Origin of the sequence: Kaistella sp. 97-N-M2, from assembly GCF_021513235.1 — a bacterium.
Lineage (GTDB): Bacteria > Bacteroidota > Bacteroidia > Flavobacteriales > Weeksellaceae > Kaistella.
In genome coordinates, this window is sequence record NZ_CP090976.1 from 1,076,708 (window position 1) to 1,091,467 (window position 14,760).

A 14,760-nucleotide genomic window follows, 5' to 3' on the forward strand; every position below is an offset into this window, starting at 1 on the left:
TAAATGCCTGCGCAGAAAAAATGTTTTTCAGTTATTAATTAAGGGTTCCAACATTGTTAAGATCTTCAAAAGCTTCAACCAATCTCTTAGAGAAGGTTTCCTCGCCTTTTCGTACCCAAACTCTTGGATCATAATATTTTTTGTTCGGTTTTTCCTCGCCGTCGGGGTTACCAACCTGGGTTTTCAAATATTCCAGATTGTTCACCATATAATCGCGGATTCCCTCGGTGTAAGCAAACTGCAAATCCGTGTCGATGTTCATTTTGATTGCACCATAACTTACGGCTTCTCGGATTTCTTCATTCGTAGAACCCGATCCACCGTGGAAAACGAAGTTCACCGGTTTTTCTCCTGTTCCGAATTTTTCCTGAACATACTTTTGCGAGTTATCCAAAATTTTTGGTGTAAGTTTTACGTTGCCGGGCTTGTACACTCCGTGAACATTTCCGAACGCTGCAGCGATGGTAAAGTTCGGCGAAATGGCATTTAATCTTTCGTAAGCATAGGCCACTTCGTCGGGTTGGGTGTAAAGTTTGGAAGAATCAACATCCGTATTATCAACGCCGTCTTCTTCGCCACCCGTAACACCTAATTCAATTTCTAAGGTCATGCCCATTTTGGCCATTCTTTCGAAATATTTGCAGGAAATATCTAAATTTTCTTCGATGGGTTCTTCGGATAAATCGAGCATGTGGGAAGAATAAAGCGATTTTCCGGTTTGCTCGAAAAACTCTTCGTTCGCGTCCATCAACCCATCAATCCAGGGCAATAATTTTTTAGCACAATGATCGGTATGGAGAATTACGGTCGCGCCATAAGCTTCCGCCAAAGTATGAATATGTTTTGCGCCGGCAACAGCTCCTAAAATAGCTGCTTTTTGACCGTCGTTGCTTAAACCTTTTCCTGCATTGAAAGCAGCGCCACCATTAGAAAACTGAATAATCACGGGAGAATTCAGTTTGGCTGCGGTTTCCATTACGGCGTTTACGTTGCTGGAGCCAATTACATTAACTGCAGGCAGCGCAAAATTGTTTTCTTTCGCGTAATTAAAAATGTCGGTAACCATTTGGCCTGTGGCAACGCCTGCCGGAAAAAGTCTGCTCATAATTTATATTTTAAAAGATTTTTCTACAAAAAATTTAGAAATGTAAAGTTAAGAATTTTATGCGGAACCTCTTAGTTTCTTTTGTCTTTTCCCCAAAGCAGTTTCTGGCGGATGGTTTCGTAAAAGCTCAGATTATTGGGGTGAATGAGCAGGATCTGGAAGTGCGCTTTTCTTAAAACGATCTCCACATTCGTTTCCATATGGATGAGTCGGGAATCGAGCGATAAGGAATATTGCGGGACGCGGCTTTCAACCTTAAGGCGGATTTCGACATCATCATCAACAATAAGAGGCCGCACATTCAAATTATGTGGCGCGATCGGCGTAATAACGAAATTTTGATTGGTTGGCGTGATGATTGGACCGCCACAGCTTAAAGAATACGCCGTAGAACCCGTTGGCGTGGACACGATAAGACCGTCGCCCCAGAAAACATTTAAAAACTCACCGTTAATATAAGATTCCACGGTGATCATCGCAGTCGTTTCCTTTCGGGAAATCGTAATATCATTCAGCGCAAAAGGGAAAAACATGGATTTGTTCGGAGAAACGATTTCGATAACGGACCGCCGGCTGATTTTTACTTCTCCCTTGATGATCTCATCGAGTTCCAAAAAAAACTTCGTCCTTTGTAAAACTTGCGAGAAAACCAAGTCTTCCCGTATTAACCCCAACCACCGGAATTTCTAAATCCTGAATAAATAAAAGTGAATTAACAATGGTTCCGTCGCCGCCGAACGTGAAAAACAGATCAACGCCTTTTTCCTTTAAATCTTCTTTTCCCGCAAAAGTCTCAAAACCTTTGGAAAACTGCATGGCATTGGCCATTTCTGCATAAAGAATAGGCTGAATGCCCCGCTTCTCGAGTTCCGAAACAAATTTGCTCAGATACAGAAAGGTATCCAGGTCGTTTTTTTGGGAATATATCGCTGCCGTCATCTGCGTGTTCTTATTGTTTTGTTGGTTAGAGGCAATACCAACTGTTTTTTATTTCTTTCCAGAAGAGGATTACTTTTTTTCATCATTTAAAATTCCAAATATTTTTGAAAGAAGCCAAACCGGTCTTTCAACAATTCTTCTTTTTCGTCATCATAATATTTATGAACCACGCTGTAGCCGTATCGTTCGAAGGTTTCGTCGATGGAACTAAGGTTTTCGTTGCTTATTTTTAAAGTAATCTGCATAAAATCTTCGCCCATCGAACTGATGTAGCAGCCGTAAATTTTCGCATTGTTAGACTCCACAATTTTGCAGATTTCTGTGAAGGAATAATGTTTTCCACTCGTTTGAACAATCATGATGGCGCCATTTTCGGAAAAAAGCGGATACTTGGAAAACTCGTTAAAAATATCGTCGCAGGACAGGTAGCCCATATATTTTTCCATTCTGGAAATCACAGGAATAACGTTCGTGCTAAAAGTGTGGAACAACTTAATGGAATCCAGAAGATTACCGTCGTCTAAAATGGCAAACTTTTCAAAATGAACTTCCAGCGTAGAGAGACTTCCTTCGGGGCTTTCCTCCAAAAAGGACTGGCTTAAGGCTCCCTGATAAATGCCTTTTTTCTTCACAAACACATGCGAATAACCGAAATCTTTCGCGATCTCGTTCGCGTCTTCAATGCGGTCGCTGGAGTTAAAGGCCGGATAATCTTTGGAAATGTAATCTTTGATAACCATTATGCTAATTTAGGAAAATAAAAAAAAGGGCAGACTGTTTTGAAAATATTTTAAAAATATCAAAAATTAATTTGCATCATGTTGAAACAAAATATATCTTTGTCGCCTTTCATTTTTACTTTTTATTAGATTTATTTCAAACTGCATCATCCGCAAGGATTTTGCAGTTTTATTTTTTATCTGAAGGTTTGGCGCGCAAAAATATCAGTCCCGCTATGATGATCATTCCACCAAAACCCTGCATCAAAGTGAGTTTTTCGCCATCTAAAATTCCCCAAATCACAGCAACAACAGGCATTAATAAGGTAACTGTCGATGCAAATAGCGGCGTAGAAATATTAAGTAAGCGGTAGTTTAACATCATGGCTAAACCGGTTCCGAAGATCGAAAGTAAACTGACGAAACCCAGCCCAATAAACAAACCTCTGTCCGGTTCGAGATCATTAAAGAAGCCCGCAACGATTAATGCGACGAGAGAAGGAACAATCAAAACAAAGGAAAATACGAACGCAGAGAGAATTTTCGCGGGAATATCGTGAAGTTTGGACTTGACCGTTGTCATCGAAATGGCGTAACACAACGTCGCGACTAACAATAAAACAATCGGAACCAATTTCAGTTCGCCGCTCGGGCCACCCGAAAACGCGAGAATGCAGGCGCCCGTAAAACTAATGGCCACACCAATGAGCTGTCTTTTCGTGCTCGAAAATTTCCAGAAAAGCGCCCCAACGATGATCACAAATATCGGCATCATCGAATTCACGATCCCGGCAATGCTGCTACTGACCCTGGTTTCGGCGATAGGAAACAAAAACATGGGAATAAAATTTCCTGTTACCGCGGCGATAACTAGCCACTTTAAATGTTTTTTCGGAAATTTCTTAATGTTTTTCAGCGCCATGGGAAGCAATAAAATTCCCGCAATTAAAACGCGCAAAGCGCCAACTTCATAGGGATTAAAATGCTCCAGCGATTTTTTGATGAGGATAAAGGAGGAACCCCAGATGATGGAAAGGACCACTAGTAAAACCCATCTTTCTTTTTCAGGATTCATTGTTTCTTTTTAAAATTTTTAAATAGTCTGCTTTGGGAATCATGGTTGCGCCTAAGCTTTCCAAATGTTCCGAATGAACCTGACAATCGATAAGATCCAAATTGTCATTCTTTTTAATAAACTGAATGAATCCGGCCTTCGAAGCGTTGCTCACTTTCGCAAACATGCTTTCGCCACAAAAAACATTTCCAATCTGTACGCCGTAAAAGCCGCCCACAAGCTTCTCGTTTTGCCAAACCTCGATGCTTTTTGCAATTCCACTTTCGTGCAGCACGACAAATGAATCGATGAGCTCGTCGGACAGCCAGGTTCCGTCCTGATCTTTTCTGAAGGTGTTTTTGCATTCTTCCAGAACTTTGCGAAAACATTTATTTTCAGTAAAAGTGAAAACGTCATCGCGCAAAATTTTTCGCATCGATTTTGAGATTTTAAGATCCTGCGGAAAAAGGACAAATCTGGGATCGGGACACCACCATAAAATTTCTTCACCCGGATTAAACCAGGGGAAAAGTCCCAATTGATAGGCAAAATAAATCCGCTCCGGCGATAAATCGCCACCCACTGCCAGTAATCCGCTTTCCGAATGCGTGGATTCGGGATCGGGAAAAGAAATACTGTGGGGATTCAGGAAAATCATTTTTCAAAAATGAAATCCTGCTCTTATAAAAGCAGGATTTCTATCAATTTAATTATTTAAAGACTAGAAAGGTAAGTCGTCTTCGTCTTCTTCAAAAACATTTCCGCCTTGTGCCGGAGTAGATGCTGAAGAGGAAGGAGCTGCCTGTGTGGGTTCGAAACCACCGCCAGACTCTATATTTTCGATTTTCCACCCCGTGATTGAGTTGAAATATTTTACATCGCCTTGGGGTGAAGTCCATTCTCTACCACCAATATTGATAGAAACTTTTACTTTATCGCCTTCTTTTAGGGGATTTAGCAAATCTCCTTTTTCTTTAAGAAATTCGATGCTTATCGGTTGCGGATACTGTTCTTCGGTTACAAGAACCATTTCTCTTTTCTGAAAACCGCTCGGAAAGGTCTGAACCTCACCTAATTTCTTTATAATTCCCTGTAATTCCATAATTGATTGTTAAAGGTGTAAAAGTAATAAATTCAAAAGATAAAAAGAAGCGGGAGGTCTAAATTTTTAAAAAAAATAAAAAATGTAAAATTTTGTTGGTTTAAGAGGGAAAAGTATTTATATTTGCACTCACAAAAAAAAAGAAAAGAAGTTCAAAAGCGGATGTGATGTAATTGGTAGCCATGCCAGACTTAGGATCTGGTGCTGTGAGGCGTGTGGGTTCGAGTCCCTCCATCCGCACTATTTTTTAAAAATAATTGTAGCTTTTACCAGCACATTTTAAAAAATTTTATCGCGAAAATAGCTCAGCTGGTAGAGCACGACCTTGCCAAGGTCGGGGTCGCGGGTTCGAATCCCGTTTTTCGCTCTTCACTTGCCTTGGTGGTGGAACTGGTAGACACGCAGGACTTAAAATCCTGTATTCGTAAGAATGTACGGGTTCAAGTCCCGTCCGAGGTACTTTAAACCCTCTGAAACTAAAGTTTTCAGAGGGTTTTTTGTTTTTAGATCGCTTGGAGTGAAACGAGAAGTTCTACCACTGTTCCTTATACAGCAGAAATTAGAACCATCTTTCGAAATCTTCCGCACTTCATCAAAGGTCAATTGCCGTTTCTGATCATTACGTGGAAGGCCACGGCAAACTTTATTTTGTTTGTAAATTCCCTTTTCCCCCGCGGATTATCGCTGGTTTTCGTAATTCTCTTTTTTAAAGACCGTTATAACTTTTTCCGCAAAAACATTTTGGTTGCCACCATTCTTTTGTTTATCCCCCATATTTTATTTCGATTTCCAAATCATCGAATGGAATTCTGTTTTCAAAAAATTTCATATACGAAATCCGATGAATATTAATGGTTTACATAATCCACACTTCGTAAATTCTTTTTAAAAATAAAAAAAATAAGCGCTAACCTTATTTAGAATAAATAAAAAGAATACATTTGCAAAAATAATATTCATGAACAAAGCTATTATAGGAGCAGCATTGCTCGGTTCCATTTTCACATTCGCACAGGAAAAAGACACCATTAATTCTAAAAATATAGAAGAGGTCATCATCAATGCCGTTTTGAAGAAAGATTCGGAATACACGAATAAAATGCCGTTAAAAGCGATAGAAAATCCGCAGTTATTTTCTACAGTCGATAAATTATTTTTCGAGAATCAGATGATTTATTCCGTAGACGATGCTTACCGCAATGTTACAGGAATTCAGAAAATGTGGAGCCCCACCAACAGAGCAGGAGATGGCGGCTCGTATATTGCGCTTAGAGGTTTCGTATCCAACAACTCCTTAAGAAATGGTTTGGTTGCACCCGTAACCACAACAATTGATGCCGTAAATATTGAAAAACTGGAAGTCTTAAAAGGCCCATCAGCCACTTTATACGGAAGTAACGTTACTTCATACGGCGGTGCCGTAAACAGAGTTACGAAAAAACCCTATGCTGATTTTGGCGGAAATATCTCGTTGACGGGTGGTAGCTATAATTATTACCGTGCCCAGGCGGATATTAATACACCCGTTACGAATGATAAGAAATTAATGTTCCGCGTGAATACTGCCTATACCAATTCCGGAACTTTTCAGAAAACAGATGCGAAAAACACGTACATCGCATTTGCGCCGTCTTTGCTTTATAAAGTAAATGATAAACTGAACCTCAGTTTAGAGTATGAAATGTTTGATACGAAAGCTACCGCTGAGCAATCTTTTTTTATCTTTCAAAAAATGGCGGCTATACTCCCGGCGTCGGAGTTAATAATATGAAGGATTTAGAGAAATTGGGCTTGGATTACAAACAATCGTACTACGGAGACGGCCTTTACACCACATCCAAAATACGGAATCTTTTTGGCCAGGTAAACTATAAGATCAATGATCACATAAGCTCTTCTACAAATCTGAGCACCGCTTCTTCTTTTTCAGACGGATTTAATCCTTATTTTACCGCTTATGTAAACGCTGCAGATAATCAACTTTACGTTAAACGGGCGGACCAATCCACCAAAGACAGTAAAAAAACCTATCTCCAGGCCCAGCAAAATTTCAATTTCGACTATCGGTTTGGAAATAATATGCGTAACAGAACGGTGGTTGGCTTTGATTATCAAAATATTAAAAGCAACCTCCATTATCTGTATTTAACGCAGGGCTTTATATCCCCGGATGTTCCTGCACAAGGTTTTAACTATTCGGATTTTAATGCCACGACGCTTACCAAAGCCTATCAGGATTTACCAACAAGTACGTATGATCAAATTGACGAGTTAAATACGTATAGTGGTTACATCTCAAACGTATTCACTCCACTTTCCGGCTTAAATATTTTGGCCGCCGTTCGTTATGAAAGCAACAATTCCAAAGGTGGTTTATTGGGAACATCCGAAGTTGCACCTTATGAACAGGCGTCTTTTTCCCCGAAATTCGGAGTCGTTTATGAAATTATTAAAGATAAGTTCTCCGTTTTTGGCAACTATCAAAACAGTTTTAAAAGCAATGGTTATATTGTGACAGATTTGGCGGGAACGACTTTATTATCAGATCCCGAAAAAGCCAATCAATTTGAAGGAGGTTTCCGGGGCAGCATATTTAAAGGACGTCTAAACGCGACCTTAAGCTACTACAACATCAACGTGAAAAATTCCCTGATCACCACCGGTTACGCGGGCGCAAATGCCATTCAAAACCAAGCCGGAGAACTGTTGAGTAAAGGGGTAGAATTGGAAGTAAACGCTTATTTGGTAAAAGGACTTTCTTTAGTGGGAGGCGTAAGTTATAACGATTCGGAATTTATCGAGTCTGATGCTGCGACGCAGGGAAGAAGACCTGGAACTGCGGGTTCTCCATGGTTAGCCAGCCTTTACGCAAGTTATCAAATTCTGGACGGAAGTTTGAAAGGATTGGGATTCGGCTTTGGCGGGAACTATGCGAATGACCACAGAGAGCTGAATAACAATGCTTTAGGAGCAGATAATACAGTAATTGGCGAAGATATTTTCATTTTACCAGAATATTTAGTTTTGAATGCGAGCGCATTCTACGACACCAAAAAATTCAGAATTGGGGTAAAAGTAGATAATTTCACCAATAAGCACTATTGGGTAGGATTCACCACTGCAAACCCGCAGCAACTGATCAACGCCTTAGGAAGCTTTACTTACAAGTTTTAAGAAGATAACTAAAATCCGCTATTCCCGGACAATCGGGAATAGTTTTTTAAATGAAAAGAAAACACCAACACATCAAAAAACAAAGCCTTTTTAAAAAATGGACGGGCAAACTGCATTTGTGGTTTGGTCTGGGCATTGGTTTAATCATCGTCATTGTTTCGGTGACCGGCGCTTTATATGTTTTCAAAGACGAATTCGAAAACTTCACCCGAAAAGACGTTATTTATCATCACGAACAGAATATTGCACAGAAACAAATTCTGCCGATTCGGGTATTAGAAAAATCCGTCGACGCGCAGGTTCAGGAAAAGTATAAAATTCACTGGGTAAATATCCCGATGGATAAAAGTATGTCTTATCAATTCTACTGGTACGAACACAATACCGCGGCGTGGAATTATTTCGATGAGTTCCCCGTATATAAATTAGCGTACGTGAATCCTTACACCGGCCAAGTTTTAAGAGTTTACGATGAAAAGAATGGTTTTTTCAACATCGTGAAAATGATTCACTGGAGTTTCCTCCTTAAAGAATCCTGGGGAAAATATGTTGTCGGAATTCCGGTTGCCATCTTCGTTCTAATGCTGATTTCCGGAATTATTTTGTGGTGGCCAAAAAACAGAGCTGCGCGAAAGCAACGTTTTTCTTTTAAATGGAAAAATGTAAAAAGCTGGAAGAGAAAAAATTACGATTTGCACAGCATCTTAGGCTTTTACACCTCAATTTTTGCTTTGATTTCTGCCGTAACGGGTTTGTTTTACGCTTTCTTCGTCATTCAGGCGGCGATTTACGTTATTTTCTCCGGGGGTAACACCGTGTATCCAAATTTTGACCACATCACAACTAAAGCCCCTGTCGAAGCGCGAAACGATACAACTTTAGACAAAGTCATTAATACGGTAGAAGAAAAATATCCCGACTCGTTTATGTTTTCGGTAGATCTTGGTCATCCTCACATGGACGATCACGAACACCCAAATTTCTCCGTATTTGTTAAGCATCTGGCTTATTCCTATCACAAAAATGCGAGCCTTATTTTTGATGAAAATTCCGGAGAACTTTTGCACAACTACGATCATAAAGATAAAAATTTTGGAGAAAAAGCCGTTGCCGCGAATTATGACATCCATGTTGGTTCTATTTTAGGTTTGCCTACAAAAATTATTGCATTCATTGTAAGTTTACTTTGCGCTTCCTTACCTGTTACAGGATTTATGATTTGGTGGGGCAGACGAAAAAAAGGAAAGAAAACCCGTCAGATTTCCTTAAAATAAACAGAAATTTAACGTAATTAAAAGTTTTGCTGAAGTTTCGGCCCGCGTTTCCGCCGCAGTGGTATTCTTTTTGTAGCTTTAGTCACCTAAATAAACATCATGGGAAATCACAACTTAAAAACACTCTCGCAGGTTTTAAATACTTTAATCAAAAGAGGAATCACGAAAGAAATTTGTATGAATGACCAAAACCAAATGGTTTTAGGTAAAGACGAAAAAATTTACAAACCCGAAGATCTGGTGATTGTAAAGTCTTATAGATTTGAAGGAGACAGCAATCCAGACGATAACGCGGTTTTGTATCTGCTTCAGGATAAAGAGGGCGAGCTTGCAACAATCTTAGATTCGTACGGTGCAGAAAGCAATTACAGCGGCGAAGAATTCGATTTTTTCCTGCGTCAGGTGCCCATAAAGGAAAACCCTGAATACGACATCAACTAAAACAAAATCCGAAAATTAATTTTCGGATTTCTTTTTAAATATTTTTCGGAAAATTCCTTTCTGTTTGGTTTCCTGAACTTTTTCTTTAACGGCTTCTACTTTCTGCTTTACCTCAACTTTGGTTTCTTTCAGATCTTTCCTGTTTTCTTCCAACGCTGTTTTCGTATTGTCGACGGTTTTTCGAATGGTCTCTTCTGTTTTCGGCGCACTTTTTCCGATTAAAGTTTTCTTTAAACCCTGCTCGATGCCTCGCCACAAGAGATTGAAAAAGGATTTTGTTTTATCGCGCTCCACTTCTTCCACCTCAACAGATTCCGGATAATTACCCGAATCCGTTCGCACAAAAATATTTGCCACGGCCGAAAGTAATTTGTTTTCTTCGCCCGTTTCCTTTAAAACCGACACTTTCAAATTTTCGTGTTTCATGATTAAACTTCCTCCTAATCCGTTGTAATTTCCTTTAAAGTCAAAAATAAGATCCGAAATTAAACCGGTTGCCTGAATTTTTAAATAAGGAACAATAAAGGGATTGATTCGCGAGGCGGGAAGATCTGCCACATTTCCCGAAATGGCAAAGACATCACTGCTGCTGGCGGTATTAAAGCTCCATTTGACGTTCATGGGCGATGCATTCATAAAGAGACACTTGATGGTGATGGGAACTTCTGTGGGTTTTCCTTTCATCTTGCCGGAGTTTAGATTTTTCACATTCAAATTAAAATTACTGAAGGTGAGTTTTCCCGGCCCATCGCTTTTTTTGGTATCTTCTTCGTACACCAAAAGCGAATTTTTTATATCTAAATTATTGATGAACATTGGGAATTTAATGCTCCGCAACAATTTGGAGTACATGGGTTTTTCGGTAAGATCATCTTTCGGGATCTTGCTGCGGAAGATATTGGCATCTACTCTGTCCAAAGTTACCTGTGACGCATCCAGAGATTTTGCATCCGAAAAAAAGTCCCACCTTCCCTTCATATCAATTTTAGCGACCTTAATGTCATACAAATCTTTTTCTGTAGGAATACTGCGGATAAACTGAGCGCGGGACACAGTTGGTTTCATCACAAAATTCGAAACATGCATCGTATTTTTGTTGAACTTCAGCAAAGACGCAGATAAATTGTAGAATTCGGTTTTATAATTGAAATTTCGCGTTGTCAAACTGTAAAAGCCGGTTTTAAAGGGAATGCCATTTTTAACGGTGTTTTCATTCATCTCAACATCCTGAATATTAGCATTTAAATCCGTAAAAGCCAAAGGCTTACCGGCTTTATCATAAACCAGATCGGCATTTTTTAAACTTACATTTTTAATGATCAGCGGAAAAGCGATTCCGTTATAATTCGGTTTTATTTTCTTTGGATTTTCTGCACCCACAATTTTTCCTTTTAAGCCGTCTACCAAAACATTCTGAATATTCAGTTTGAGTTTGTTATCCACAAATTTCCACTCATTTACTTTCATCGTCACATTTTGCGCGTCCAAATCCAGCAGGGTTTTATCTGAAGCCGACGTCGTAGGTTTCATGGAAACCGTTCTCAAATCTGCCATTTTTGGGTTGAGGGCGATTGCCGCAACCTTGATATTCTGCGTGTTCGAAACATAATTAAGATTTCGACCGTCGATCTTAAAATTGTTGTACTGAAAAGGAATATTTCCTCTGGCCGTTTCTTCGTTCATTACAAACTGCTCGATTTTCATCTTCAGATTTCCCGCCGAAAACAAAGGATTTCCATTCGGCTTAACAATATCTATTTTGGCATTATTAAAGAAAACATCTTCTAACTGAACATCGTACGTGAAACTTCTGTCTTTTTTCTGCGGACTCACGTTTGTTGTGAACATTTTCAGCTCAGGATTTTCGAAGCGAACTTTGGTAAGCGTTATTTTATCATCTTTCAAAACAAAATCTTTAAAATCCATCGCTTCGGTTTTAAAATCGAAGAGGTTTCTTTTTTTCGGATAAAATTTGGTAAAGTTACGGTAAGAAAGCAGGGGAATTAAAGCCAGATTTTTTACGCTTAACTGTCCCGCTTTTGTCGCAATCTCTTTCGCGGTAAAAGCGTACACATTATCGGGACGGAAGTACAGGTTTTTTGCACTAATCTCATACTGGTCAAAGGCAAAAGGAATTTTTTCGGTTTTAGTTTCTTCGGTCATCTTCAGATTTTTTACCTGGAGATCTAAGTGATGAACGGATAAAAACTTCTGTTTCGAGTGCTTAAAGATTTGTATATCACCGTTTGTAATGGCGATATTTTTAACAACAAGAGGATTTTGTTTCTTTTCTACTTTATTTTTGGCAGGTTTCGGCAAAATAATATTCAGATGCGGATTGGACAAGCGGAGATCGCTAGTTGTAATTCGTTTTTTAAAGAGGGCATCGTAAATGCCGAGGCGGGAAACCGAAAGAGTATCAATAGTTCCCTGAAGTCCTAAAATATTTTCGTTCTGTGGATCTTTGCTGTTGATGGTTAATCCAGTGGAATTGATGTTACCCGTTCCCAAATCGACATCGAGAGATTTATAGGTAACCCGGTAGGATGTATTATTCTTAACGTAATCTGCCAGGTTATTTTTCAGCCATAAATTCAATCCAAAATTAATCACCAGAAAAAGCAGGAAAATAATTCCGGCAATTATAGAAAAAATTCTAAGCTGTTTTTTTTTCATCATTCGCTGTATAGAAAATCTAAGCCATTTCTAAATATTTTAGCATCAATTATTTATGTCAAGCTCAATCATGTAGCCTTCATGTGCCCGCACGTTAATGAAATCGCCGCCTTCAAAAGAAAGATATTGCCCTTTAATTCCTCTTAAAACGCCTTTAAAATTCGGAATTTTATCCAAAGAAACAGAGGTAATTTTTTCCGGCGCCTCGTAAGGATAATCGAGACGAACCATTTCATTTTCCCTGGAATAAAAGTTTTTGAACTGATCCGGGAAATAATCTTTCACTTTTTCGCGGAAATCCGCCAAATCGAGATCATCTTCGAAATCATCTTCGAGCATTTTTCGCCAGTTTGTTTTATCCGCCAGATGTTCTTTCATCGCCACCTCAATCATTCCGGCTTCGTAGCGGTTATCGGTTTTTGCAATCGGCAGCGCGAAGGTTGCACCCTGATCGATCCATCTTGTGGGGATTTGTGTCGCACGCGTTACGCCCACTTTCACATCGCCCGTATAGGCGAGATATACGATGTGCGGCGCAAGTTGGATTGCCTGCTCCACTTCCAAATCGCGATCGCCCACGCCCAAATGAGCGGTAGAAAGTTCCGGCCGGATTATGGTCTCGCTGGCATAAGGACTTTCGAAAAAACATTTTTTGCAAAATCCCATGCGGTAAATTTTCTCGTCGTTGCTGCAATTCACGCATTCAAAACCAATATGGTTGATCTTCATTTCCTTGCCGATCAATTGATTCATGTTAATGAGATCGTGAGAAAGATTAAGGTAATATTGAATAGGCTGCGCGTTTTGCGTCATCATTTTCAGAACTTGGCCGGAGAATATCATGGGATTAAATTTCAGTAAAAATAATCATTTGATTTTAATTAAATTTGTCTTTAGAAAAAACAATCATGAACTATTTGGTTACTGGCGGAAGCGGATTCATAGGATCGCATTTAGCGGAACATCTCTTAAAAAATGGACATTCTGTCATTAACATAGATAATTTTGATAACTTCTACGATTACCGGATAAAAATTAAAAATACCTTAGAATCCATCAATAAAACGTTGGAATTTTCTTTCCACGAAAAAGAACTGGATATCCAAAAACTCATTTTCGAAACCTCCTCCAAAAATTATCAGCTTTAATATCAGGACATTAGAGACAAAGAAGGTTTAGAAAGAATTTTCTCAAAACATAAAATTGATGTCGTTATCCATTTGGCCGCACTTGCGGGCGTCCGCCCTTCAATCGAACGACCGCTGGAGTATGAAGAGGTAAACATTAAAGGAACGCTGAATCTGTGGGAATTGTGCAATGAATTTAGCATTAAAAAATTCATCAATGCCTCTAGTTCCAGCGTTTACGGCAACAATAAGAAAAATCCTTTCGCGGAAGAAGATCTTGTAGATCAGCCCATTTCACCGTACGCAGCAACGAAAAAGTGTACAGAAATCATGGGGCACGTGTACCATCACCTGTATCGTATTGATATGATTCATCTGCGTTTCTTTACCGTTTACGGACCGCGGCAGAGGCCGGATTTGGCGATTCACAAATTCGCTGAACTCATTCACAGCAAAAAAGAAATTCCTTTTTACGGCGACGGCACCACGGCGCGGGACTATACTTATATTGATGATATTATCGATGGAATCTTCAAATCGCTCCATTATTTAGAAACTCATGACAATGTTTATGAGATCATGAATTTGGGCGGCAATGAGGTTATCAGTTTAAATGAGATGCTTTCTACGCTCGAAGAAAATCTGGATAAAAAGGCTGAAAAAATTTTACTGCCAATTCAGGCTGGCGATATGCTCGTAACCAGCGCAGATATTACGAAAGCGCGCACTTTGATTAGCTATCATCCTACCACTCACTTCCAAAATGGCATAAAAAAATTTGTGGAATGGTTTTTGAAAAATGGTTCCTGAAAAAATGAGCAATAAAAATTAAAGTTTATTGAAAATCAACGTCAAAAACCTTTTTTATGTCGTTGATTTTTATACTTTTGCAAAAAATTATATTATATGTATTGGACATTAGAATTAGCTTCTTATTTAAGCGACGCCCCCTGGCCTATGACAAAGGCGGAACTTATTGATTATGCGATTAGAACAGGTGCACCAATGGAAGTTGTAGAGAATCTTCAGGCAATCGAAGATGAAGGAGAAATTTATGATTCTATAGAAGAAGTTTGGAGCGATTATCCGACTGATGATGATTACCTCTGGAACGAGGATGAATACTAAAAAATACTGCCGGTTGTTCCC

General features: G+C 39.2%; 12 protein-coding genes, 3 tRNA genes and 2 pseudogenes. 9 read left to right on the forward strand and 8 right to left on the reverse strand.

Going from position 1 to position 14,760, the window contains the following annotated elements:
- Positions 1-34: 34 nt before the first annotated feature.
- From fbaA to L0B70_RS05185, 6 genes and pseudogenes are all read right to left on the reverse strand, one after another.
- Positions 35-1,105, reverse strand: a complete 1,071-nt coding sequence (gene fbaA, locus L0B70_RS05160; protein WP_235143224.1) for a class II fructose-bisphosphate aldolase — start codon at positions 1,103-1,105, stop codon at positions 35-37.
- Between the two features lie 71 nt (positions 1,106-1,176).
- Positions 1,177-2,044 (reverse strand): annotated as a pseudogene (locus L0B70_RS05165) (NAD kinase).
- Between the two features lie 86 nt (positions 2,045-2,130).
- Positions 2,131-2,784 (reverse strand): CBS domain-containing protein, encoded by a 654-nt coding sequence (locus L0B70_RS05170; protein WP_235143225.1) that lies wholly within the window; start codon positions 2,782-2,784, stop codon positions 2,131-2,133.
- 169 nt (positions 2,785-2,953) lie between these two features.
- Entirely contained in the window at positions 2,954-3,838 is an 885-nt protein-coding gene (locus tag L0B70_RS05175) for a DMT family transporter (RefSeq protein ID WP_235143226.1), read from the reverse strand.
- Complete coding sequence (gene aat / locus L0B70_RS05180) at positions 3,828-4,475, reverse strand: leucyl/phenylalanyl-tRNA--protein transferase (RefSeq protein WP_235143227.1); 648 nt, start codon at positions 4,473-4,475, stop codon at positions 3,828-3,830. Before aat ends, L0B70_RS05175 begins: the two co-directional genes overlap by 11 nt.
- Positions 4,476-4,538: 63 nt before the next feature.
- Entirely contained in the window at positions 4,539-4,919 is a 381-nt protein-coding gene (locus L0B70_RS05185) for a DUF3127 domain-containing protein (RefSeq protein ID WP_235143228.1), read from the reverse strand.
- Positions 4,920-5,077: 158 nt separating this feature from the next.
- Between L0B70_RS05185 and L0B70_RS05190 the strand changes: the two genes are divergently transcribed.
- The 7 genes from L0B70_RS05190 (at position 5,078) to L0B70_RS05220 (ending at position 9,808) form a co-directional block, all read left to right on the forward strand.
- Positions 5,078-5,159 (forward strand) — tRNA-Leu (locus tag L0B70_RS05190).
- A gap of 54 nt (positions 5,160-5,213) precedes the next feature.
- A tRNA-Gly gene (locus L0B70_RS05195) sits at positions 5,214-5,286 on the forward strand.
- 8 nt (positions 5,287-5,294) lie between these two features.
- Positions 5,295-5,378 (forward strand) — tRNA-Leu (locus L0B70_RS05200).
- Between the two features lie 499 nt (positions 5,379-5,877).
- Positions 5,878-6,690, forward strand: coding sequence for a TonB-dependent receptor plug domain-containing protein (locus tag L0B70_RS13450; protein ID WP_311195394.1), 813 nt, complete (start codon positions 5,878-5,880; stop codon positions 6,688-6,690).
- The gene (locus L0B70_RS05210) at positions 6,687-8,093 is read left to right on the forward strand and encodes a TonB-dependent siderophore receptor (protein ID WP_235143229.1); all 1,407 of its coding nucleotides are present in this window, start codon (positions 6,687-6,689) and stop codon (positions 8,091-8,093) included. The genes L0B70_RS13450 and L0B70_RS05210 overlap by 4 nt, the downstream gene beginning before the upstream one ends.
- Before the next feature lie 50 nt (positions 8,094-8,143).
- Complete coding sequence (locus tag L0B70_RS05215) at positions 8,144-9,367, forward strand: PepSY domain-containing protein (protein ID WP_235143230.1); 1,224 nt, start codon at positions 8,144-8,146, stop codon at positions 9,365-9,367.
- A 99-nt stretch (positions 9,368-9,466) separates the two neighbouring features.
- Positions 9,467-9,808 carry a hypothetical protein gene (locus L0B70_RS05220; protein WP_235143231.1) on the forward strand — a complete coding sequence of 114 codons (342 nt, stop codon included), beginning with the start codon at positions 9,467-9,469 and terminating at the stop codon, positions 9,806-9,808.
- Positions 9,809-9,823: 15 nt separating this feature from the next.
- On the opposite strand, the gene L0B70_RS05225 is transcribed toward L0B70_RS05220, so the two are convergent.
- Together L0B70_RS05225 and L0B70_RS05230 are read right to left on the reverse strand one after the other, a co-directional pair.
- On the reverse strand, positions 9,824-12,487 hold the full coding sequence (locus tag L0B70_RS05225; protein ID WP_235143232.1) for a hypothetical protein: 2,664 nt from the start codon (positions 12,485-12,487) through the stop codon (positions 9,824-9,826).
- A gap of 42 nt (positions 12,488-12,529) precedes the next feature.
- On the reverse strand, positions 12,530-13,327 hold the full coding sequence (locus tag L0B70_RS05230; RefSeq protein WP_235143233.1) for a DUF2797 domain-containing protein: 798 nt from the start codon (positions 13,325-13,327) through the stop codon (positions 12,530-12,532).
- Between the two features lie 65 nt (positions 13,328-13,392).
- On the opposite strand from L0B70_RS05230, the pseudogene L0B70_RS05235 reads away from it, so the two are divergent.
- Positions 13,393-14,421, forward strand: a pseudogene (locus L0B70_RS05235) (GDP-mannose 4,6-dehydratase).
- Between the two features lie 96 nt (positions 14,422-14,517).
- Complete coding sequence (locus L0B70_RS05240) at positions 14,518-14,739, forward strand: DUF2795 domain-containing protein (RefSeq protein ID WP_133439307.1); 222 nt, start codon at positions 14,518-14,520, stop codon at positions 14,737-14,739.
- Positions 14,740-14,760: the final 21 nt, after the last annotated feature.

Coding starts and splice junctions, on each gene's coding strand:
- fbaA (WP_235143224.1), bottom strand. CDS start 1,105: ATGAGCAGACTTTTTCCGGCAGGCGTTGCCACAGGCCAAATGGTTACC.
- L0B70_RS05175 (WP_235143226.1), bottom strand. CDS start 3,838: ATGAATCCTGAAAAAGAAAGATGGGTTTTACTAGTGGTCCTTTCCATC.
- L0B70_RS13450 (WP_311195394.1), top strand. CDS start 5,878: ATGAACAAAGCTATTATAGGAGCAGCATTGCTCGGTTCCATTTTCACA.
- L0B70_RS05170 (WP_235143225.1), bottom strand. CDS start 2,784: ATGGTTATCAAAGATTACATTTCCAAAGATTATCCGGCCTTTAACTCC.
- L0B70_RS05210 (WP_235143229.1), top strand. CDS start 6,687: ATGAAGGATTTAGAGAAATTGGGCTTGGATTACAAACAATCGTACTAC.
- L0B70_RS05215 (WP_235143230.1), top strand. CDS start 8,144: ATGAAAAGAAAACACCAACACATCAAAAAACAAAGCCTTTTTAAAAAA.
- L0B70_RS05230 (WP_235143233.1), bottom strand. CDS start 13,327: ATGATATTCTCCGGCCAAGTTCTGAAAATGATGACGCAAAACGCGCAG.
- L0B70_RS05240 (WP_133439307.1), top strand. CDS start 14,518: ATGTATTGGACATTAGAATTAGCTTCTTATTTAAGCGACGCCCCCTGG.
- L0B70_RS05185 (WP_235143228.1), bottom strand. CDS start 4,919: ATGGAATTACAGGGAATTATAAAGAAATTAGGTGAGGTTCAGACCTTT.
- L0B70_RS05220 (WP_235143231.1), top strand. CDS start 9,467: ATGGGAAATCACAACTTAAAAACACTCTCGCAGGTTTTAAATACTTTA.
- aat (WP_235143227.1), bottom strand. CDS start 4,475: ATGATTTTCCTGAATCCCCACAGTATTTCTTTTCCCGATCCCGAATCC.
- L0B70_RS05225 (WP_235143232.1), bottom strand. CDS start 12,487: ATGATGAAAAAAAAACAGCTTAGAATTTTTTCTATAATTGCCGGAATT.